Here is a 21,823-nt window from a genome sequence, read left to right as displayed (position 1 = left end):
GCCTGCCGGCATGCGGAGACACATTGCCGCGGACTGCCCACTCCAGTAACCATCAAATGGCTTGCACAATTCAGGCAGGAGTGATTGCATGTTTCGTTTGCTCAGAGCAGGCGCGATGACGTTGCTGGCAACGGCCGCGAGCCTGCACGGCCAGCATGCCGTTTTCAACGAGGATTTCAATCAGCCGCCCCCGGCCGCTGCGAAATGGGTGTTCGGCCGGCATGCCGGCAATCTTTCCACCGTCGAGAACGGGGCATTGCATCTGCGCTCCACCGGCCGCACCAGTGGCTGGATTCACACCGCGCAAAAATTTTCCCTGCAAAACAAAATCGTGCAGATCAAAGTTCTGCAACCCAATGGCGATGGTGCGCTCGGCATTTCGCCGACGGCCAACAGCAACGCTGCCACCGGCTTCTCGCAGGAACCCAACAGCTATCGCTTCTACACCTACCGGGCCTCACCCAATGCGCCCGTCAAACTCTACGTGCGGTGGAGCAGAAATCGTGAGGTCGGCGGCCGCGAAGTGGCGGAAGAGGTGACGCTCGCCGGGCCGTGCTATTTGCGGCTGCGCCTCACTGCCGGGACGATTCACTTTGAATATTCGTTCGATGGGGCAACGTGGATCACCGCCTACGCCGAAATTTTTGCACTGCCCGGCCTCACCCCCGCCGATCAATACTTTGTCGAGCTGGCAGCCGACTACACCGAAGTCAACGGCGAATGGGTGGTCGATGATTTCAAAATATACCCCGCCGCCGCCGCGGTGCGCGAGCAAGTCGTGCTCGAGGATCCGCTGCACAGCCAAACTTTGGGTGCGCGCTCCGGCGGGCAATTCACCGGCAGGGGCTGGCAGGTCACCGGCCCGGAGGACATGATTGTTTATGATCTCGGCCGCTATGTCGAAAATGGTGCCCTCACCATTCAACTCGACAACTTCAAGCCGGCCGAACAAAACGCCGCCGAGCGCCACCATGTCCTGAGCATGTTTCGCCAGCCCTTTGGGGATCACAACATCGTCGAAAACCTCGAGACGCTGTGGGATCTGCACACCGGCTTCAATTACAAACCCGGCGTCAAGCTGCTTTCCTTCACGGACAACAGCAACGAGCAGAGCACCATCGTGTGGGATGATTGGGAGCGGGAACAGACTTACCACCTCACGGTGATTTGGCAGGGGCGGCAATTGCAGTATTTTCGCAACGGCCGGCTCGCGGCCACGCACACGCATGCCAGCCCGCTCGCGTTGCGCTATCTTTTTCTCGGCCGCGATTGCACGGTGAGCGGTGATTTCGAAACCCGCTTCAAGGGCAATCAATACCCGGCGATGATCGGGCCGGTCTATTCCAACCTGGTGGTGAAAGAGTTCCTGCCGGAAGCCGGCGTTGCTCCGGTGATGCTGGAAGAGCCCGTCACACAAAGTCTCTATGCCAACGCGGCGCGCCTGCGCTGGCGCACCAACGTGCCGGCCGTCGGTTATGTCGAGTATGGCAGCACACCGGCGTATGGCCGGCAAACGCCGGTGCTCGGGCCGCCCGCGACCAGCTTCACCATCACCCTGACCGGACTCTCGCCCAATCAGATTTATCATTACCGCGTCATCGCGCTCGATGAATCAGGAAACCGCGTGCCGTCTGCCGATCAAACCTTCACCACGCCTGCCGGCGGCCTCCATCTTTTTACACCGGGCGCGGATGCCGCGGTGGAAGCCCCGGGCATTTTTGGCGTCACGCGCGCGCAGGGCAACTTTGGCGGCGTCAATTTGCTGGCTGGCAATGGCTGGGAAAGTTATCTGCGCTTCGAAGTGACCGGAGTGAGCGGTGAGATCAAGGCGGCGGTCCTGCGGCTGCACGGCCGGCAGTCAGGCAGAAGCGGTGGCAATCTGCATCTCTTGCAACAACCATGGAGCGAAAGGGAGGTCACCTGGTTGTCGAAGCCGGCGGTCACCACGCCGCCGATCGGGCGCCTCTCCGCGGTGCAAGCCGGGCAATGGCATGCTTTTGATCTCACCGGGGTGATCACCGGCAACGGTACCTATGATCTGGCCCTGATCGGCGCCGGTGAAAAACCGGTATCGTTCGATTCGCGGGAGTCCCTCCATTCCCAACCGGAGCTGCTCGTGGCCACCGCCGAGGCCCTCGCTGCAGCCCCGCCGCAGATCCGCAACCTCAGCAGCAAATTGCTCTCGCCCACGGCTGCACTCATCCAGTGGGAGACCTCGGCACCGGCCAGCGCGCAAATCGAGTACGGTTTGGATATGGAATACGGCGGCAAAACCACGGATGAACGCGATTTCAGCCACCGGCATTCGGTCATACTCACCGATTTGGGGCCTTCCAAAAAATACCATTTGCGCGCGCTCGCGCGGGACGTGCAGGGCCACGTGACGGATGCCAGGGAGTTCACGCTGACCACGCCACCGGACAGTGCCGCCCACGTGGCGTTGTACGAGGTCTACGATCTTTATCTCACTGCGGCAAACGCAGGCGAGAATCCTTATCGCGATGGTCCGGAAGTGACGGTCACCTTCACCGGCGTTTCCGGCCCGGCTCAGGGAAAAACGATAACGGTGGCGGGCTTCTGGGATGGCGACCGCACTTTTGGCGTGCGTTTCGCACCGACTGCGGCCGGCCGATGGGTCTGGACGTCGAAATCGAACGATGCCGGACTCCACGGCCGGCAGGGACAGTTGCTTTGCCGTGGCACACTGCCGGCCGCCCATGTCTCCAGCCGCGGCCACGTTTTGTCGTCCGCCAGTGCACCGCGCACGCTGGCGTATGCTGACGGCACCCCCTTTTTTCTCGTGGGTGATCTGCAAACCTCTTTTCGCACACCCGCGCTGGCGAGCCGGCAGGATTTTCAAAAGTATGTTGCCACGCGTGCCGCACAGGGCTACAATTTTTTTCTTGTCATGGGTTATCAGCCGGTGGTGGCAAACGGCAATGACAATCCCCTGGAGTCCGCTTTTCCGGGAGATGATTGGAATCGCCTGAATCCCACTTTCTGGCAAAACCTCGATCAGCGGGTGGCATGGTTGAACGAACACGGGCTGGTGGCGGGTCTGCCGTTGTGGCCGCTGGAGATGCAAGCCGCCTCACCCGAGCACCTGAGCCGTTTTGTGCGCTATCTCATCAATCGCTACGCCGCCTGCAACGTCGTTTGGGTGACGGCAATTACCGATGTGAGCGAAGCCTCCGCATACGCGGGGCCGGCATTGGCGGCGCTGTTGGCGGCCAACGATCCCTACAATCACGCCTATGTAAAATTGCAGACGGAATTCCAGGCAGATTTGCCGGAAGCGCCCAATGTCATGCAACCGTTGCTGCGGGCGGTGTTCGATGGCCCGGACCCGCGCGATGATGACCGCGTGCGACGCACCGTGTGGCAGACGGTGATGGCGGGCGGATTTTGTGTCCATCAGGAGCGCACGGCGGGGACGAGCCTGCCGGCAGCCCCGCGGGAAACGGCCAACCATGTGATGACCATCTTGCGCGATTTCTGGACCAACGACAGTCATTATGAGATTCGCTGGTGGGAATTCACGCACTTTGCGGGGCTGGGCAATGGCCGCTGGCTTGCCGGCACTCCCGGTGTCGCATACGTCGTATATGCAGCGGACGAGGGCAGTTTCAAAGTCAAACTCCCGCAAGCCCGTGGCCGCATACAAGGGCAGTGGTTCAACACCAAAACCGGCTTGTGGAGCACGGTGTTCTCCGGCGAAGCGGACGCTGCGCTGACGTTGAAACCGCCGGCCGCAGAGTGTGTGGCATACCTTGTGGTGGAGAGATAACCCGGCAAAGTCTGGCAGGTCCCCACGCACACTTGTCAAGCATACCGGCGACACTCTTCCCGGCCTGCCGCATGATCGTCGCGCATGCGGCGCCCCAACAGTTACAGTTGCTGAAACCGGCGCCACTTGGGTGACACGTTTGCTGCAAAGGTATTCCGGCACAGCGTTCGTGGGATTTGCCGGATATGCGGGTGCACTGTTACGTCAATTTTTGTAGCCCCGCCCCTTTGCGGGTCGCTGCTGAAGCAGCAAAAATTCATTTTTGAACAGCCGCTCACGAGCGGCGGGGATTGCAGAATTCACGTTTACCGTGCACCAGCCGGGGTTGAGGTTTGAATTGCAGAGTGCAAAGCTTCAACCTCGCCCTCCAGCAAAAACAAACGGCTAAGATTGCCACCGGCGCAATCGGCGGACAGAGAAGGAGCAGCGCGCCGGGCCCCGGGAATAAATGCAAGGCATCATCCCAAGTCTTGCAAGAACGGCATGCCCGAGGTGGTTCGCTGACGCTCCGGGCGGCAGCCTTTCTCCATCTCGATCTGGAATTATTCGGGGGTGCAATATGCCGGGACACCTGTGCGGAGAGGGATTGACGGAGGCCCTGGCCGCTCCGCTGGAGCTGTTTTTGCCGCCCGTTTTTCGAGGCGGCACCTGCCTCCACCGGGCGGAGGCGACAAACGGCGGTGTTTTCTGTTGCAGCTTGGGCAGGCGCACAGTATATTTCGCGGCATTCAATCAACCGCGGGCGCAGGCCGCACGAACAGCCTGCTTCTCCGCGCATTCGTTTCCCCGACAAAACACCAACCAACCATAAGAGCCTTATGTCAAATCAAAACGGCAATCCGCAACCGGAAGGCGCCAAGGCCTTCGGCCCCAATGCCTGGTTGATTGAAGAGATGTATCATCAGTATGCCGAGCATCCGGACTCTGTTGCAGAAAGCTGGCGCGATTTCTTTGATGATTATCGCCCGATCAACACGCCGGCGTCCTCTGCCACAGTGAGGGTCAGCGCGCCGGCCGTGGTGGCGGCTCCCGCCCCGCCGGAATTGCCTGCCGGCGCGGTGCCGATACGCGGCGGCCTGGCCAGGATCGTGGCAAACATGGCTGCCAGCCTGGAGATTCCCACGGCCACTTCGGTGCGCATGATTCCAGTGAAGCTGTTGGAGGAGAACCGCCGCGCCATCAATCAATATTTGCTGGACACCGCCGGCACCAAGATGAGCTTTACGCATATCATCGCCTGGGCGATCGTGAAGGCGGTCAAGCAGATGCCGGTGATGGCGAGCTACTTTTTCGAGCAGCAGGGCACGTTTTACAAAGTCACGCCGCCGCACGTCAACCTCGGTCTGGCGGTGGACGTGGCACGCAAGGACGGCAGCCGCGCACTGTTCGTGCCCAACATCAAGGCGGCGGACACCATGGATTTTGCCACATTCTTCAACGCCTACAACGACATCGTGCGCCGCACGCTCGCCAATCAAGCCCGGCCGGAGGATTTCGCCGACACCACCATCACGCTCACCAACCCCGGCACCATTGGCACGGTGCATTCCGTGCCACGGCTGCTGCCGCGCCAGGGGGCGATCATCGCCACCGGCGCCATCGAGTATCCGCCCGAGTATCAGTCGGCGGATCCCGCCACCATCGCGCGGCTGGGCCTCAGCAAGGTGATGACGGTGACCAGCACGTATGATCATCGCATCATTCAAGGCGCGGAGAGCGGGCTGTTCCTGCAGAAGCTGCATCAGCTTTTGCTGGGGGAGGAGGGCTTTTACGATGAGATCTTCGCGAGCCTGCACATTCCCTATCACCCCGTGCGGCTGGAACGCGACCGCAATCCCTCCTTCGACGGCAGCCTGGGCGAGGACGGCATGGTCGAGAAGGAGGCGCGCGTCATTCAACTCATCAATATGTACCGCGTGCGCGGCCACCTGCTGGCCCATTTGAATCCGCTCAGCAGCGAGGCACAGTCACATCCCGAGCTGGATCCGGCACGCTACCGCCTGAGCCTGTGGGACTATGACCGGGAGTTCATCACCGACGGCCTGGGCGGCCGGCAGCGGGCCACGTTGCGCGAAATTCTCGACATCCTGCGCGACGCCTATTGTCATACCATCGGCATCGAATACATGCACATCCAGGAGCCGGAGCAAAAGGCATGGGTGCAGCAGCGCGTGGAGGGCAGCCGGCGCCGTGACTGGCTCACCGCCGCCGACAAGCGCCGCATCCTGGCAAAGCTGAATTCTGCCGAGGCCTTCGAGCGTTTCCTGCACACCAAGTACGTTGGCCACAAGCGCTTCAGTCTGGAGGGCGCGGAGGCTCTGATTCCCATGCTGGATTTTCTGCTCGAGCGGGCGCTCGCGCACGGCGTCACCGACGTGGTGATGGGGATGGCCCATCGCGGCCGCATCAACGTGCTGGTCAACATCATCGGCAAAACCTATGCGTCGATTTTTCGCGAGTTCGACGACAATCCCGATCCCACCAGCCGCGAGGGCACAGGCGATGTAAAATATCATCTGGGCGCCACCGGCCGGCACGTGGGCGCCAACGGGCAGTCCCTCAACGTCATCCTGGCCTCCAATCCCAGCCACCTGGAGGCGGTGAATCCGGTGGTGGAGGGCATGGCGCGCGCGCTGCAGGACATGCGCGGCGACAACGAGCGCACCACCGTCCTGCCGGTGCTGTTGCACGGTGACGCGGCTTTTGCCGGACAGGGAGTGGTGGCGGAAACCTTGAATTTGAGCGCGCTGCCAGGCTATCGCACCGGCGGCACCGTGCATCTCGTCATCAACAACCGCATCGGTTTCACCACCGCACCGGTGGATGCGCGCTCCAGCGTCTATGCCACCGATGTCGCCAAGATGGTGCAGGCACCGATCTTTCACGTCAACGGCAATGATCCGGAGGCCTGCATTCGCGTCATTCAGCTCGCCGTCGATTTCCGGCAAACGTTCAACAAGGATGTGGTGGTGGATTTGGTGTGCTATCGCCGCCACGGCCACAACGAGAGCGATGAGCCGAGCTACACCCAGCCGTTGATGTATGCCCGCATCAATGAGATGCGTTCCGTGCGCAAACTCTACACCGAACAGCTCGTCAAGCGCGGCGAGATGACGCTCAAAGAAGCCGAGGCCATGCTCGATGATTTTCAGAGCAAACTCGAAGCCGCATTTCGCGAAACGCGCGAACGGGCGCCCGAGCTAGTCACGCTGCCGCCGCGGCCCGCCTCGCCGCCTCTGCTTAGCCAGGTTGCCACCGGCGTGCCGCGGGCAATTCTGGAGGAAGTCAATGCGGCGTTGTTGCGCTTTCCGCCCGGCTTCACCGTCCATCCCAAGCTCGCCCGGCAAATACAGGCGCGCGGCCGCATGCTCGCCGAGAACAATGTGGAGTGGGGTCTGGCCGAGGCGTTCGCTTTCGGCTCGCTGCTGCTGGAGGGCACGCCGGTGCGCCTCTCCGGCCAGGATTCACAACGCGGCACCTTCAGCCAGCGCCACGCCGTGTTGGTGGATTATCACACCGAGGCAGAATACACCCCGCTGAATCACCTGCGGCCCGGGCAGGCGCCGTTCATCATCTATGACAGTCTGCTCAGCGAGTATGCCGTGCTCGGCTTCGAGTATGGCTATTCCGTGATGCGGCCGGAGGCGCTGGTGTTGTGGGAGGCACAGTTCGGTGATTTCGTCAATGGTGCACAGATCATCATTGATCAATTCCTCTCCTCGGGGGAATACAAATGGGGGCAGAAGAGCCGGCTGGTGTTGTTGCTGCCACACGGCTTCGAGGGCCAGGGCCCCGAGCATTCCAGCGCGCGCATCGAGCGTTTTCTGACCTTGTGCGCGCAAAGCAACATGCGGGTGACGGTGCCGAGCACGGCGGCGCAATACTTTCACCTGCTGCGCAGCCAGATTCACGCCGGCATTCACAAGCCGCTGATCGTGATGACACCCAAAAGCCTGCTGCGCTCGCCCTGGGCCAAAGCCGCGGCAGCCGAGCTGGTGGCGGGCGCCTTTCAACCGGTGCTGGATGATCCCGAGGCGCCGCGCCAGGCTGCCCTGCTGTTGCTGTGCACCGGCAAGGTTGCATTCGATTTGATGGAATACCGCCGCACGCAACGACTGGAGCACGCGGCGATCGTGCGCATTGAACAGCTTTATCCGTTTCCCCATGCCGCGGTCGATGAGGTGTTGCAGCGTTATCCCCAGGCCACCGACGTGCGCTGGGTGCAGGAGGAGCCGTTCAACATGGGTGCCTGGATTTACATGCAGGCGCGGCTGCGCGATCATCTGCCGGCCGGCCACCGCTTGTCGTATGTCGGCCGCCTTTCAAGCGGCAGCCCGGCGGCCGGCAGCCACAAGGTGCATGTGTTGGAGCAGGAGGATTTGGTGCGGCGGGCCTTCGAACGCGGATGAAAGCGCGGCAACGGCAAGGGTTTTCATTGGACACAGCATCCCCTCATGCTGCCGGTGTTTCCCTGCCGCGGGCTGATCGTTCAATTGCAGAGGATGGCCGGTGCACGCGGAGCCTTTTGGCGGAACGAGGGCACAGCCGGTATGTTTCGCGCGAGCAGGAACCGCGGTGATAAGAAGAAGGGATAACGCCTCAGGCGAGGCCGGCACGGTTGCCGTTGCGGTTGCAGCGGCTCACTGCTGGGGCGGCGTGTATTCCGGCGGCAGTGCGGAACCCTCGCCAAAGAAGAACGCCTCGGTTTGCCGGTCCAAAAACTCGCGGGCCCGGGGGTCCATCATGTTGAGGCGATATTCATTGATCAACATGATCATCTGCTGCTTCCACAGCTTCCAGGCCTCCTGAGAGACGTTTTCGTAGATGCGCTGACCGAGCGGTCCCTTCATCGGGGGTTTGTCGAGTCCCACCATTTCCCGCCCGAACTTTACACATTTCACCATGCGAGCCATAAGTTCACCTCTGAAATCTTGCGGTTTCGAAAGAATCGGATTGTTTTGCGCCCGGACAGAAAGAGGCCCCGCGCGGCGCCGGCAGCGTGCCGTGCCCGGCCCGTTTTAATGGGCGGTGGCGAGTTGCGTCCTGCCAAGCAACAGCTTCATCCGCGTGGCGAGAAATTTGCCCTTGCGAAAGACGCGCAACACCTGCAGGTAGCTGTCCAGCACGGCCAGGGTGTCGTTCATGGATTTGGGCACGACTTCGAGATTGATGACGCCATCGAAGTGGTGTTTGTTGACGTGTGCCAGGAATTTCGCGATGGGCAGTTCGCCCCGGCCCAGCGGGAGATGGGCATCATGGCCGCGGCTGCAATCGGAAAGATGGATGCACACCACCTGCTGCGCGATGGCGCTGAAGCGCGCAAAAATATCCTCGCCGCGCAGGAAGGCATGCGCCGGGTCAAAGCACAGGCCGATGAGTTTTTTCTTGAGCACCTTGCGGCTCATATCGACCAGCCGGTCAAAATCCTTGTGATTCCAGGCCTCGACGTTTTCCAGAATAACCGGTATTTCCAGGCGCTGGAGATTGTCATAGAGAAATTCCAGCGCCTCATCGGCGTTCTCGGCGGCGGGATCGGCCTCCGGTGGGTGCGCCACGCAATAGAGCAGGTTGAGATCATGGCGGTGGCGGTTGAGCAGCGCGATGGTGTCATCGATGCGCTCCTTGGCCTCGAGGGAGGAGAAATCGAAGCCGTGCTCTCCCACCAGCGGCAGGTGAAAGCCGGCGGCCATGCCGTTCATGTTGGCAATGACGGCCTCGAGATCATTGAACACCGTGGGATTCAGCTCGACGAAGCTGACCCCTACGCGGCGCACCAGCGCCAGCAATTCACCGGCTTTTTTGCCGTCAAAATCGCCGATGGTCAGTCCGACCTGCATGGTTTGCTTCTCCGTGGTTTTATGGCAGGCTCGCGCGGGCGAGCAGGTAGATCCAATTCAGAACCAGCGCGGCGAGCGCGAGACGGCGCCAGGATGCGATGTTTTGCGGTGACCACAAGCGGCGCAGGTCGCGACCGGCGCCGGCCGCGACCAGCAGCATGACGGCGGCAGCGGGCGAGCCCAAAGCGAACAGCCCCAGCAACGGATTCGCTGCCAGAGCCACGGCAATCTCGCCACGGCCCAGGGCGAGCAGGGCGCGGGTGCTGCCGCAGGTCGGGCAGGGAAGGTGCAGCAGGCGGTGCAGCAAACAGGGGGGCAGGGCAGCGGCGAGCGGCGCCGCCCAACCTGCAATCCACCAGCCCAACAGCGTGATCAGGAGCAGCAACACGCCGGCACCTGCCTGCGACCAGAGAATTTTTGGTGCTGCGCGCGGCATGCTTCAGAGCGTGTTGTTGAAGTGAGACAGGAAATCCGCAAAGCGAAACAGGGCATAGGAGACCAGCCCGCAGCACAGGAACAGCGGCAGCATGGCGGCCAGCAGCACGCGCGGCATGGCGCTTTGGTGAAACTCCCGCCAGCCAATGAGCAGGATGCCGAGCTGCCAGAACATGGCCACGAAACCGCCGCACACCGGCAGCACCGCCAGCAGTTGCGGCCCGAAGCTGTAACACAGCGCACGGAAGGTTGCCTCCCAGCCGGCCTGCCCGCTGCCCACCAGCAAAAGACAGACATGGAATACGGCGGCGGCGAAAAAGATGGTGAGGGTCATCCAAAACGGCAGGAGGAGAACATACAGGCCGTATTGCCCGCGGCCCAGCTCCATCCCCAGCTCGCGCTCGAACTGCTCCAGCATGGGGAAGGATTGCATGATTTGGCTTTGCCAAAACAGGGCAATCAACCCGGAAGTCATCCAGACGAGCAGGGCGAACAGCAGCGCCGAGCCCAGGTTGCCGGTGCGGGGCGCGCGGCGGAAAAACTCTGTCGGCCGCAGGGAAGCGTCGCTCCAGGTTTGACTCAGCCCGCGCAGAAAGCCGACGCGGCTGCGTTCTTCCCATTCGATCGATCTCTTGACCTCGGAGGGCGGCGGCAGTGGTCCGGCCGTGCCAGCAGACCAGGCCGGAGGTTCTATTGCAGTAGGAGGTTCTGCTGCAGTAGAGGGTGGCGCACTGGCGGCATTGAATTCGAACAGGCCCTCTTCGCTGATGGTCGCGCCACAGTAGGGACAGAACCTGGCCTCCGGCGTCGTGATTTCTCGTTGGCATCGCGGACAAACAGACATGGCACAGTTCCTCGCTCAGGAGCATATCACAGGATTAAACGGCTGGTTGCAAGCCTGCCGGGACGGCGGGGGGGCGTCAAGAATCGTTGCCCACTTCAATCAACCTGCCGGCCCTTTCCCTGATGCTGGAGTGCTTCGCCCGGCGCAGACAACATCCCGTTCCGGGGAAAAATTCCGGCAGAATCATCCGCAACGAGATCTACTTCATCCGCCCGGAAAATGCTGTATGACTGGTATGCAAGTCTGCGCGATCGTGTTGGAAATATCAGGGGCGGAGAGAAAGCTGGGCGCGGGGATGGCAGTGAAGACCGGCCGGGCGTGCGGCGCCTGGCCCCCGGCATCTCTGGGCGAGCGTCTCTGGTTGAAAGCCCTCAAATGAGATAGAGGCTGTTTTCCTGGGCGGTAAGCTCCCGGACTTTCTTCTTGAGCTGGCTCAAATCCGAGGATTTGACCAAATAGGCATCCGCCGACCAACTGGTGAAATCGCTCATGTATGTGGAGTAGGCAGAATTCAAGATCACTTTCATCTCGCGGTTTTCCTCCATCAAATCGCGCAGCACGTCCAGTCCATTTTCACCATTGAGCTTGATATCGACGATGGCCAGATCAATTTTGCAGTTGCGTGTCTGTTCGCGCGCCGACTGCCCGTCGGCGGCGGCGATCACCTGATATCCCAATGCTTTTAATTCCTGGGAATAAAGCAAACGCAAATTCTTTTCGTCCTCGACCACCAAGATCGTCTTCATTGCTTCGTTCCTTGGGTTGCCGCGTTTCCTTGTCTGCGCAGGCGCCCTGCCAGGGTGCTCCCCCCGGCATGCTCGCCAGCCGATTTTTTTGCGAAATCGGATGGTGAAGATAAGAATCTCCGCGAGAAATGCAAGGTATTCCTTTGTTTCATTTCGCAAATCTTTTTCCTATCTTGGCGGCAAACCTCCTGTAATCTCATTTTGGGCTGTTTTATGTTGTGGCCTCACCGGTTTCTTCTGTTGCTGACGGCGGCTGCATTGTGCAGTTGTGGACGGACGCCCACATCGCTTTATGAGGGCATCCCCACCGATATTGTGGCGATCGCCGCCTATTCGCATGCCGATCCCGCCTATCATCCCGTCCCGGATTCCCTGCGACTGCGCTTCCATCGCCTGTTGCGGCTGTTGCGGGTGACGGTCGTTGCCGAGGGCTGTGCCCCGCAACCAGCGGCGCGCGTCGCCAGCGCGGGGCATGACCACCTGGTCATCCAGTTTGACATGAACAATGCCTGCATACCGCCCGCACCGTTCGATGTCGATATCCACGTCAGTCCGATTCACCCCGATACGTTCCACTTGACCGTCGAAATGCGCGACTTTGAAAGCGACGCGCCCGGGCAAATTGTTTTGAACCGGCAGGTGTCCGTGCAGCGTCTGCCCGGTTTTTGAGAGCATGGCGCGCGGGCAAGGCTCCGGCTGCAAGGTTTGCTGTCTTTTTTCCGCCCGCATGGTTGTCATCCAGCAATCGTTCTTTGGGAGCTGACATGTCATTCTTGAACCATCGTTATTGCGAAACAATGACGGCCGGTGCTGCCGCCTGGCCGCGCACCGGGCAGCAAGGAGTCGTGGCGTTTTCCCCCGCGCTGCGGCGTGTGCTCTGCGGGGTGGCTTTGTTATGGGCCGGCCATCTCATGGCGCAAGCGGTGCCCGCCAAACCCGCGCGGGGTCTGCAGCAGGATTCACCCTCCTGGGTCGAGCAGACCCTGCGCCGGATGTCCTTGCGTGAAAAACTCGGCCAGCTTTTTTTCTATTATCTGGACGCCGATTTCAAGCCGGAAAGTGATCCCAAGTTGCAGAACATTGAGCGGCTGGTCACGCAACATCATCTCGGTGGCCTGCATCTCTGGCGCGGTGAACCCTATGCCACGGCCCACCTCACCAACCGGTTGCAGGCGCTCAGCAAGCTGCCCTTGTTGTTCACGGCTGATTTGGAAAATGGCACGGCGCGTTTCGGCGGCACGGAATTTCCACCCAATATGGCGATTGCCGCCACCGGCGACGTCAAGCTGGCCTATGAAATGGGCCGGCATACGGCCGGCGAGGCACGCGCCCTGGGCATTGGCCTCACCTTCGCACCGGTGGTGGACATCAACAGCAATCCCGGGAATCCCATCATCAATGTGCGCGCTTTTGGCGAGGAGGCGGAGACGGTTTCCCGTTTTGCGGAAGCCTTCCTGCGCGGCTGCCGGCAGGGCGGGTTGCTGGCCACCGCCAAACATTTTCCCGGCCATGGCGATACCCGGCAGGATTCCCATCTCGAGCTGGCGTTGGTCGCAGCCGACAGCGCGCGTCTGGAACAGCTCGAACTCGTGCCATTCCGTCGCGCCATCGCCGCCGGTGTTGATTTCATCATGACCGCCCATGTCAACGTGCGCGGCTTCGCCATGAATCCCTACGCGCCCGCAACCCTTTCGCCGGAAATCCTCACCCAACTGCTGCGCGAACGGCTGCACTTCGAGGGCGTGATCATCACGGATGCGATGCACATGTGGGCGATCACCAGAAACTACACCGCTGCCTTTGCCACGGTCGCGGCGCTCAACGCCGGCGTGGATGTGATTCTGGCGCAGGAGGATGTTCCCGCGATGATCGCCGATCTCGAACGGCGGGTGCGCAGCGGCGAAATCGCGGAGGCGCGCATTGAGCAATCCGTGCGCCGCATTTTGCTGGCGAAAACCAGAATCGGGCTGCATCAGCAGCGCCGGGTGGAGCCCGCGGCGGTTGCCCGTTGGTTGCAGCGGCCGGAGGCGGTGCAGGCCGCGGAACAGGCCGCGGCGCGCAGTATTACGCTGTTGAAAAACGAGGGCGGCTTGCTGCCGCTCGCACCGGGGCAGCGCATGGTTGTGGTGAATCTTTGGGATGAGCCGCGCAGCTTTAATCACACCCCCTTTTTGCGCGAGCTGCAACGTTTCGTGCAGCCGGCGGCCGTGCTGTCTTTGCATCCCGGCAGTTCTGTGCCGGAAGTGGCCCGTGCCCTTGCCGCGGTGCGCCAGGCACAGGTGCAGGTATTGCCGGTATACGCGACCATTGGTTCCTGGAAGGGGCACATCGGCCTGCCCCGGGTGATGCAGCCCATGATCGATTCGCTGCTCGCCACCGGCGTGCCGGCCGCGGTGATCAGCATGGGCAATCCCTATGTCTATCCCCAGGTACAGCAGGCCGCAGCTTACCTGGTGGCCTATGATGATGAGACCCGCATGAGCCAGGCGGCCGCACGCGCCGTGGCCGGGGCCGCCGCCATCGCCGGCCGCCTGCCGATCACCATTCCGGGATTTTTTGCGCGCGGTGCCGGCCTCACGCTCGCCGCACGCGACCACGTGCCTCTCGTTGCGCCCGCCGCCATCGCACCCACCTTGCAGATGGCCTTTCCGGAGGAAGCCGGCATGACGAAAACGGGACTCGACTCGGTGCGTGCCCTGATGCAGCAGGCCGTGCGCGATTCCGTGTTTCCCGGCGCGGTGCTGCTGGTGGCGCGCCACGGCAAGATCGCGCTGCATGAAGCCTTCGGCACACTGGGCTATGGTGCGTTCAACCGGCCCACCCCGCTGCATGCGATTTATGACCTTGCCTCGCTCACCAAAGTCGTGGCCATGACCACCGCCTGCATGCTGCTCTACGAACGCGGCCGGCTCCAGCTCGACGAAAAAGTGCAAACCTATCTGCCCGAGTTTACCGGTCAGGACAAGGACAAAATCACCGTCCGCCATCTGCTCACGCACAGCGCGGGCCTGGTGGCCTTTCGGCTGTACTACCGCGATTATCGCACGCCGGAGGAGATCCTCAACACCATCCTGCGTGAGCCGCTCGAATATCCCACTGCCAGCAAAACCGTGTATTCCGACTTGAGTGCGATTTTGCTGGGCAAGATCGTCGAACGCCTGTCCGGCAAGACGCTCGATGCCTTTTGCCGCGACGAAATTTTCCGGCCGCTCGGCATGCACGACACCGGCTACCTTCCACCCGCCGAGTGGTTGCCGCGCCTCGCGCCAACGGAGTTCGACACGTGGACGGAAGGCCGCAAGGGAAGCTGGGTGCATGGCGTGGTGCATGATGAGAATGCCTACCGTCTCGGCGGGGTTTCCGGGCATGCCGGTTTGTTCAGCAGCGCCCGCGATCTTGCGGTGTTCCTGCAAATGCTGTTGAATGGCGGAAGCTATGGCGAAACGAAATTGCTCGAAGCGCAGACCATCGCGCAGTTCACCGCCCGCCAGGAAGTGGTCCCGGGCAGCAGCCGTGCGCTGGGCTGGGACACGGCGGACGGGCAAAATTCCGCTGGCACGTTGATGCGTCACAAAGCCTATGGCCACACCGGCTTCACCGGCACCTCATTGTGGACCGACCCCGAGCGCGGCCTGATCGTGGTGCTGCTCAGCAATCGCGTGCATCCCACCCGCGAAAACCGCCGCATTCTGTCGTTTCGTCCCCAACTGCATGATGCCGTCGTGCGCGCGATCCTTCCCTGAATCGCCCGCGTGTTGTGCCGCCTTCTCCGCTCGCCCGCGAGGCGCGCGGACAAGCGGAGCGTGCTGCGCAAGCCGCAGCAGCCCCTGGCGGGGTTCGGCGGTGGCTCGCGCCGTGCACCGATCCATCTCCTGTCCGTCATTTTTTCCCACCTGCCCGAGGTTGATAATGCGTCACCGTCCCAAACGCAGCAGTTCCCTGTTGTCCGTGGCAAGACAGCACCCGGCCTCTCTTCTCACGTTGCCACCCACGCGCTTTTTCCTCTTCCCGTTGCTGTTGCTCACTGCGACCTACTTTCTCGAAAGACCTTTGCGCCGGCCGGAACCGGCGCGGCGGGTGCCGGTTACCACCAATGCGCTCGCCGAGTATCCCGATCTTGTCTGTGATGCCACCGGCACGTTGTGGATCGCCTGGCAACAAATGCAGGATCAGGAGGAGCAAATCATGGTGAGAAGCTATCGCCACGGCGCCTGGGCCGACTCCCTTGTGCTGGATCGCGCCCCTCTCGCCTGCAAACCGCGTCTGGCAGCCGGCCCCGATGGCACGTTGTGGGTCAGTTGGGCGCGCGCCGCGGCCGGTGGTCTCGCACTCATCGTGACGCCCATCGTCAACGGCCGGGCCGGCCCGCAGGAAATCGTTGCGGGTGGACCTTCCGCCAACTGGCAGCATGACATGGTTTGTGATCCTGTCGGCCGTTTGTGGCTGGCCTGGGAACGCATGCGGCATGATACCGCACAAGTGATGTTCAGTGTGCGTGAAAACGGCCGGTGGTCACCGCCACAACCGGTGTTCGTTGCGCCGCACCGGCAAATGCGGCCGGCACTGGCGGCAGGCCGCAACAACGAGATTTGGTGCGCGTGGGATGGCTATCTCGGCAACTACAACTACGACATTTTTCTGAGAAGATTGGATCGCGCCTCACAGGTTTGGAATCTCACCCATTCCGCCACGCTGGAGCAATGCCCGGCGGTGAGTGTGGATGCCGGCAATCGTCTGTGGCTCGCCTGGCACAGCAACGCCGATGACGCCGGCCAACCCGATCTTCCGCGCTGGCTGGTGCTGCGGCAATGGGACGGCAAGACGCTGCGCGCCCCGGCGGCTGCCATGCCTGATCGCGATCTCACCGCCACCGGCACGCTGCAAAGCTGGGAATCCCCCGAGTTGCTGGCGAACCGGCGCGGCGCTTTGTGGCTGTTCGGCCGTCCCAGTCAGGAGTTCAGTGCACAAATTTTTCTCGGTGATCGCTGGAGCCGCCGCACCAACTTTGCGCTGCCCGGTTGGGGCGGCCGCGGGGAATTCGTGCGCGCGGCCGAAGCGCAAGACGGCACCATTTGGACGGTGCGCCGTGATCTGGCATTAATCGAGCTGTGCGCCTTTCCCGCGCTTGCCGAAGCCGCAACCCGGCCGAAGTTGCAACCCGCGCCGGAGCGGGCGGTGCTTGCCTCGCCTGTCGCCGCCGCTGCCGCCGGGAAGTGGCAAATGAGCGGCGAAGCACGCGCATTTCTCGATGCCCCGGCAGACGAAAGGTTGGTGTTCGGCGATTTGCATCAACACTCCAACCTCTCCGATGGCATGGGCACGGTGGATGACTGCTACACCCGCAGCCGCGATTTCTACAAATGGGATTTCGCCGCACTCACTGATCATGAATGGTTCGTGCGCAACCGCATTCTGCCCTCGGAATGGGAATACATGGCCCGCATCACCGCTGGTTTCCACACGCCACCGGATTTCGTGACGCTGCATGCCTATGAATGGACTGCCGCTCGCTGGCCCAACGGACCCGGCCACAAAAACGTTTACTTCCGCGACGAGGCGCAGCCCATCCTCAGCCTGGCAGACTCCAGTGCCAATCTCACCACCAGGCTGTTTGCGCAATTGCGTGAAGCCGGCGCGCTGGCGGTGCCGCATCACATCGGCTGGACCGGCATCGACTGGCCGCAGCACGACCCGCAGGTGCAGGCGCTCGTGGAGATCGTGTCGGTGCACGGCGCCTTCGAATATTCCGGCAATGAACCCATCACCCATCGCGGCGGCATTCCCGGCATGTTCATGCAGGACGGTCTCGCGCGCGGCCTGCGTTTCGGCGTGCTGGGCGCCTCCGATGGTCACGGCCTGATCTGGCATCACGGCATCGGCCGCAAGCGCGATCCCTGGCTGCACGGTCTGGCCGGCGTGTGGATCAAGGGCGGGTTGACGCGGCAATCTCTGCTCGAAGCCCTGCAGGCGCGGCGGGTCTATGCCACCAGCGGTGTGCGTATTCTGCTGCATTTCAGTGCCGACGGCCACGCCCAGGGCAGCGAATATGAAACCGGAAGGCCGCCCCGCCTCGCTGTGCGTGTCGTCGGCACCGCGAAAATTCGCTACGTCTATCTTCTGCGCGATAATCAGGTGATTCACCGGCACGGCGGTGACTTTGGCGTGGGGGATATGGTGCGTTTTGAATTCAAAGATGAGCAGGCGGCCATCGGCACGCATTGGTACTATGTGCGGGTGGTGCAGCAGGATGGTGAAATGGCGTGGTCCAGTCCGATTTGGATCACTCGCGGGGAGTAAGAGTAGGAGTAAGAGTAGGAGTAGGAGTAAGTATAAGTGGAAGTGGCATAAAGGCGTAAACACCCACTATGATGATGAAAATGCACTGCAGGCCGGCGGCCGGCGTACGACCTTGGTGGTATAAAAGCGGCGGCCCGGACATGAAACCCACTAACCGCGTGTTCGCCCGGACCGCCGCCTTGAAAGTCATTGCAATTCCCCGCTGGTCAAATTACCGGCGAAGCGTTGCCCGCCGATCGTGATGTCGGCCCTGCCATTGCCGAGCACGACAGTGAACGTGCGATTGATGGTGGTTTCGCGGTAGCCCGCCCCGCGCTGGAACGTCACCCTGGCGGTATAGGTGCCGCTCACGGTGCCGCTGATCTTGCGCGAGAGATCCAGGCGGCTGCCGCGCGGGCCCTGCACATTGGTGAAGGTCAGGCGGAGGGCATGATCGAGCGTGCGCACCGCATTGCGCGTCGTAATCGTGTCAACCGCCGAGCGGAAATAGGTGCCGTTGATCGTCACCAGCCGCGTGTTCACACCCGTGGCGGTAAACTCGCCCGTCAGGCCGGTGAGTTGTTGCGAGAGCCGGCGGGTGCGGTGCGTGCCCGTGCCTTCGATGATTTTGAAGATGATGGTACGGGCCGTGTCGGCGCCGGTCTTCCAATACTTTTGCGGCTGGCCGTTTGGGTTGAGAAATTGATAGGTGTAGGTGCGGCTGATGGCGGCATATGGCACACCGTTGGGATTGCCGCGCTCGCGTTCGAGATGCAGCGTCCACGTGCCGGTGAGCGGATCATAACTCGTATCGACGCTGGCGACCGCGCCCGGCACGCTGTATTTGCCGAGCAGAACCTCGGCGGGCTTTTGCAGGCCGCTGCTGCCGGCCAGTTCGATGACATCACTCACCTGATCCGTGGCACCGCCATTGTCCGCGCCCAGGGCGCTGGCAATCGATTCGGCCGCATCTTCGGTGGCACTCAGGCTGGCAGAGGATGACAGGGGATCTTCATTCGAGCAGGCGGCCAATGTCAGGGCCGCGACCGCCGGGAACAACAGGCGCAAAAATTTCTTCGCTTCCATACGTTCTCCTGAGAATTCCAATTGGTGAGAGATCGAGTTTTTGATGCTTGCACGCGCGGTGTAAAATGACCGGTCACGCTGTTTCGCAGCAGAAAACTTTCGCAAGGATCACACTTCGCTGCGTTCACTCCCGCCTTTCGCAAGCAGCATGCCCGCGCGGCGGGGAGAACAGAATCAACTCATCCGCGGCAGCTCCACAACATTCCGCCACCCGCGCGTTGCATCATTAAGGATGCATGGGTTTTATTCGACTTGGGCAGTCCTCGGGGCTGCTGTGCGCGTGGTTTTCTCCCTGCGGGATAGAGGGCGCCCGGCTCGAGCAATCCCGCCGCAAGCTGTTCGCGGCGGGACAGGGTAAAAGCCCGCCGCCGTACATGAGTCAGCCACAGCCTGCGTGCCGCAGGCAGGCCCGCGGCCGGGAAAATCCGCTTGCATGTCTAGGGATTGTCGCCTATATTTTTCGCGTCATGCAACGATGTTGCGCACCACCAACACATGCAGGGCATTATCATTTTCCATTTTCCGAAGGAGCGAGTGGGATGAAAAAAAACGGGTGTGGTTTGATGAAATGGGGTGCTTTGGTGTTGATCATACCGGGCATGATTTTCGCCCAAAGTATGGAAAAGACCTCGGCCAAGCTTTACATTCAACAGAAGGAGTGGGACAAGGCGATTGAATGGTTGCAGAAGGCGCTGGCGAAGAATGCGACGGATCCCCAGACACACTTTCTCCTCGGCCAGGTCTATGCGGAGAAAGGCCGCCTGCTGGACATGGCGCGGGAATTCGAGGAGGGCAAAAAGCTCGACACCAAGAACAAGATGAAAAAAGAAAAGAAACAAATGGAGGACATGATCCGCCATTTCTCCGCCAAGAGCTACAATGAAGGGGTCGAAGCTTACAAACAGCAGGACTACAGCACAGCAGCGGAGCGCTTCTTGCTCGCGACCCAGCTCGATCCCGCCTACGTCGATGCCCACCGCAATCTCTCCGTCGCCTATCAACTGGTCGAGCAGGACATTCGGAGGGAAGATCCCTGCAGCGATTGCAGCGCCCCCGGCTACACCTGGGATACGCAAATTTTCAAGTGCCTCGACAGCGCCACCGGCCAGCCCGCCAGGCTGTGCTGCTGCAGCAAAGAGGCGCTGCCCGATCTGCGCCACCGCGTCGTCACCACACTGGAAACCGTCATCGGGCTCCAACCGGACTCGCTGATTCACACGCTGGTGCTGGCCGATTATTTCAACTCCCACGATGACCATGCGCGCAGTGCCACTCTCTTCGAGCAGGCCCTGCAGAAGCATCCGGGCAACCCCAAAATCCTGGCGCGCCTGGCCGACACCTACAACATCATGGGCAGGGCGGAGGAAGCCTTCAAAATGTATGATCAGGCGCTTGCCGCTGATCCCGACAACAAGGACCTGCTTTACAATTATGGCCAGCTCTTCCTGACTCGCAATGATTACTCCCACGCCGTCGAACAATTTCGCCGGCTGGTCGAACTGCAGAATGATGATTTCGGTGCCAATTTCTATCTCGGCGTGGCCTATCTGAAAATCGCGGAGGAAGCGGACAAACGCGCGCGGGAGCTGCAGGACGAGGCCGCCAGCAAGAGGAAGAAACCCAACCAGGCGGTGATTGACTCGCTGAAAACGGTGGAGAAGAACAACTCCCTGAGCGCGGTGCCCTATCTCGAACGCGCCACTCAACTCGAAGGCGGCAATCAACCCGCAGTGTGGACCAACCTGGGCATCGCCTACACCCGCTCGGGCACCACCGACAAGGCCAAAGAGGCCTTTGACAAGGCAGAGGCACTCGAGAAAAACGACTGAGGCCGGGACGTCATCCGGCGGCAGGCCCGTCACCAGCAAAAACAAAACCCCATCACCGGCACTGCGGGGATGGGGTTTTGTGTTGTATGCCGTGCGCCTCAATTGCGCTTCTTGTCAAGCAACTGCCGGCGCACCGTGTCAATCGCGTTGCGTGCGGCATGACTGAACCAGGCATCCAAAAAGGCTTCGCGCATCGAGCCGGCATTTTTGGTCATTTGAGCCAGGGCCGTGCTGCGCAAGGCCGTCTTGACCGGCGCGCATGCTTCGCCGGGATGATCCGCAAACTCATGCAATCGCGCGATCGCGGTGGCGAGCAGATTCTCCGCTGGCGCCACTTCATGCAGCAAGCCGGCCGACACGGCTTCCGGAGGGGAAAACAGTTTGCCGCTGTACAGCACATACGTCGCCCTCTCCGGCGGCAAACTGAAGCGCGCAATTTCCAGCGCCACCGCCGGCAGCGGCAGCCCCAGCCGGATTTCGTTCAGCCCGATGACGCCGGCATCCGCCGCCATCACGCGATAATCGCAGGCCAGCGCCAGGATGCAACCGCCCGCCGTGGCCGAGCCGTTGATGGCGGCCACCACCGGCCGCGGAAAGCTGAACAGATGCTTGAAGGCCACGTCGAAATCCTCCAAAAACCGGCTCATCTGTTTGCGGTTCAGCTCATAGGTGGCAATCAAATCCAGCCCGGCACAGAAAAAACGTTCGTAGCCGGTGAGCACCAGGCCGTTGAGTTTGAGCTTCTCGGCCTGGCGCAGGCCGGTTTTCAACGCCTGCAGCACACGCTCATTCAACGCGTTGGCACCGCCGGCCTGCAGCCGTAGGATTCCAATGCCATCGCGTTGCTCCAAAGTATAGGCATCCATGTTCGACTCCATTTATTGTTGTCACCGGCAGGGCCGCTTTCATTGAAGACTAGGGCGCATACGAACGGAAAATTTCACACAATTGTCAAGGGGCAATCCCAACGCGCAACCCGGCAG

General features: G+C 61.4%; 14 protein-coding genes. 7 read left to right on the top strand and 7 right to left on the bottom strand.

What is annotated here, in order from left to right:
• The first annotated feature begins 88 nt into the window (after positions 1-88).
• A complete protein-coding gene (locus ONB52_12700; GenBank protein ID MDZ7416998.1) occupies positions 89-3,787 on the top strand; it encodes a DUF4038 domain-containing protein in 3,699 nt (1,232 codons plus the stop codon).
• Between the two features lie 818 nt (positions 3,788-4,605).
• A complete protein-coding gene (locus ONB52_12695) occupies positions 4,606-8,196 on the top strand; it encodes a multifunctional oxoglutarate decarboxylase/oxoglutarate dehydrogenase thiamine pyrophosphate-binding subunit/dihydrolipoyllysine-residue succinyltransferase subunit (protein ID MDZ7416997.1) in 3,591 nt (1,196 codons plus the stop codon).
• Positions 8,197-8,427: 231 nt separating this feature from the next.
• On the opposite strand, the gene ONB52_12690 is transcribed toward ONB52_12695, so the two are convergent.
• The 4 genes from ONB52_12690 to ONB52_12675 all read right to left on the bottom strand — a co-directional run bounded on the left by ONB52_12690 (position 8,428) and on the right by ONB52_12675 (position 10,903).
• The gene (locus tag ONB52_12690) at positions 8,428-8,700 is read right to left on the bottom strand and encodes an oxidative damage protection protein (protein MDZ7416996.1); all 273 of its coding nucleotides are present in this window, start codon (positions 8,698-8,700) and stop codon (positions 8,428-8,430) included.
• A 105-nt stretch (positions 8,701-8,805) separates the two neighbouring features.
• Positions 8,806-9,624 carry a sugar phosphate isomerase/epimerase gene (locus ONB52_12685; protein MDZ7416995.1) on the bottom strand — a complete coding sequence of 273 codons (819 nt, stop codon included), beginning with the start codon at positions 9,622-9,624 and terminating at the stop codon, positions 8,806-8,808.
• Positions 9,625-9,643: 19 nt separating this feature from the next.
• Positions 9,644-10,012: a DUF2752 domain-containing protein gene (locus ONB52_12680; GenBank protein MDZ7416994.1), complete on the bottom strand. Its 369-nt coding sequence runs from the start codon at positions 10,010-10,012 to the stop codon at positions 9,644-9,646.
• Between the two features lie 51 nt (positions 10,013-10,063).
• Positions 10,064-10,903, bottom strand: a complete 840-nt coding sequence (locus ONB52_12675) for a YIP1 family protein (GenBank protein MDZ7416993.1) — start codon at positions 10,901-10,903, stop codon at positions 10,064-10,066.
• Between the two features lie 226 nt (positions 10,904-11,129).
• Between ONB52_12675 and ONB52_12670 the strand changes: the two genes are divergently transcribed.
• Positions 11,130-11,282: a hypothetical protein gene (locus ONB52_12670; GenBank protein ID MDZ7416992.1), complete on the top strand. Its 153-nt coding sequence runs from the start codon at positions 11,130-11,132 to the stop codon at positions 11,280-11,282.
• Here ONB52_12670 and ONB52_12665 read toward each other — a convergent pair.
• Positions 11,275-11,649, bottom strand: a complete 375-nt coding sequence (locus ONB52_12665; GenBank protein MDZ7416991.1) for a response regulator — start codon at positions 11,647-11,649, stop codon at positions 11,275-11,277. The two genes, ONB52_12670 and ONB52_12665, sit on opposite strands and share 8 nt — an antisense overlap.
• 258 nt (positions 11,650-11,907) lie before the next feature.
• Here ONB52_12665 and ONB52_12660 point away from each other — a divergent pair, with 258 nt between their 5' ends.
• From ONB52_12660 to ONB52_12650, 3 genes are all read left to right on the top strand, one after another.
• Positions 11,908-12,318, top strand: a complete 411-nt coding sequence (locus ONB52_12660; GenBank protein ID MDZ7416990.1) for a hypothetical protein — start codon at positions 11,908-11,910, stop codon at positions 12,316-12,318.
• 95 nt (positions 12,319-12,413) lie between these two features.
• On the top strand, positions 12,414-15,392 hold the full coding sequence (locus tag ONB52_12655; GenBank protein MDZ7416989.1) for a serine hydrolase: 2,979 nt from the start codon (positions 12,414-12,416) through the stop codon (positions 15,390-15,392).
• Positions 15,393-15,597: 205 nt separating this feature from the next.
• Entirely contained in the window at positions 15,598-17,946 is a 2,349-nt protein-coding gene (locus ONB52_12650; GenBank protein MDZ7416988.1) for a CehA/McbA family metallohydrolase, read from the top strand.
• A 186-nt stretch (positions 17,947-18,132) separates the two neighbouring features.
• On the opposite strand, the gene ONB52_12645 is transcribed toward ONB52_12650, so the two are convergent.
• Positions 18,133-19,011, bottom strand: coding sequence for a hypothetical protein (locus tag ONB52_12645; protein ID MDZ7416987.1), 879 nt, complete (start codon positions 19,009-19,011; stop codon positions 18,133-18,135).
• Between the two features lie 539 nt (positions 19,012-19,550).
• Here ONB52_12645 and ONB52_12640 point away from each other — a divergent pair.
• Entirely contained in the window at positions 19,551-20,840 is a 1,290-nt protein-coding gene (locus tag ONB52_12640; protein MDZ7416986.1) for a tetratricopeptide repeat protein, read from the top strand.
• 98 nt (positions 20,841-20,938) lie between these two features.
• On the opposite strand, the gene ONB52_12635 is transcribed toward ONB52_12640, so the two are convergent.
• Positions 20,939-21,706 (bottom strand): enoyl-CoA hydratase/isomerase family protein, encoded by a 768-nt coding sequence (locus ONB52_12635; protein ID MDZ7416985.1) that lies wholly within the window; start codon positions 21,704-21,706, stop codon positions 20,939-20,941.
• Between the last annotated feature and the right edge of the window lie 117 nt (positions 21,707-21,823).

Source organism: candidate division KSB1 bacterium, from assembly GCA_034506255.1.
Taxonomy (GTDB): Bacteria; Zhuqueibacterota; Zhuqueibacteria; order Zhuqueibacterales; family Zhuqueibacteraceae; genus Coneutiohabitans; species Coneutiohabitans thermophilus.
The sequence above is the reverse complement of the archived record's forward strand: the minus strand, read 5'-3'. Positions and strand labels throughout refer to the sequence as shown.